A 1,058-nucleotide genomic window follows, 5' to 3' on the forward strand; every position below is an offset into this window, starting at 1 on the left:
CCACAGACAAAATCGCTGGCTGGCGTCGCGGCGTAAATTAATCCGCGTTTAGTCGGGCGTTGACCGGGCGACAGCACTTCAACAATTGCGCTTTTACCCGATTTAGCAATGGAGCCGAGTGCCTTCTCTACCACGTTTGCCAGACCGCCTTTCTTGTTGCCCGGCGAAGGGTTGGCGCTGCGGTCGGTTTTTCCCATATTGAGATAGTTATCGTACCACTCCATCTCCTCCAGCAGCCGTTTGCCGACCTCTTCGTTCACTGCGCGTGGTGTCAGCAGATGGATCGCGTCACGCACTTCCGTTACTTCTGAAAACATCACCGTTGCGCCGCAGCGCACCAGTAGATCAGACGCATAGCCAACCGCCGGGTTTGCCGTTACGCCAGAAAAGGCATCGCTGCCACCGCACTGCATGCCGACAACCAGTTCTGAAGCCGGACAGGTTTCTCGCTGACGTTGATTCAGTTTTTGTAGATGGCGTTCGGCGACCTGCAAAATATCCTCGACCATGGACTGAAAACCGACATGCTTTTCATCCTGCAAACTGACAATGCTGGCGCTTTCTACTGGAATAGCTTGCACATCATCCGTGCCGACCAGCAGGCGCTCAGGCTGCAACTTTTCACAACCCAGACCAATCACCATTACTTCGCCGCCAAAGTTAGGATTCAGCGAAATATTGTGAATGGTACGGATAGGTACAACTGCCGCCGGTGCGTTAATCGCCACGCCACAGCCGTACAAATGATTCAGCCCCACCACGCCATCGACGTTCGGGTATTTCGGTAGCAGATCGCGTTCAATGATTTTTACTACATAGTCCACCACGCCTGCCACACAGTGGACGCTGGTGGTGATACCGAGCAGGTTTTTGGTGCCCACGCTGCCATCGGCATTGCGATAGCCCTCAAAGGTGTATCCTTCCAGCGGCGGTAAGGGTTCCGGGACTTTGGTTGCCAGTGGCAGCGTGTGTAACGGCGGCGCTTCCGGTAGTACAACCATTGATTCGTCGATCCAGCTTCCGCGTGGGATTGCACGCACGGCGTAACCAATCACTTC

1 protein-coding gene is annotated in these 1,058 nt (G+C 54.7%); it reads right to left on the minus strand.

Annotated elements, in window-relative coordinates; all coding sequences use genetic code 11:
* A partial coding sequence (locus R7Z41_RS24370; RefSeq protein ID WP_318141688.1) for a UxaA family hydrolase occupies positions 1-1,058 on the minus strand: 1,058 nt, incomplete at both ends.

Source organism: Vibrio sp. 1457 (assembly GCF_033340195.1).
Taxonomy (GTDB): domain Bacteria; phylum Pseudomonadota; class Gammaproteobacteria; order Enterobacterales; family Vibrionaceae; genus Vibrio; species Vibrio alginolyticus.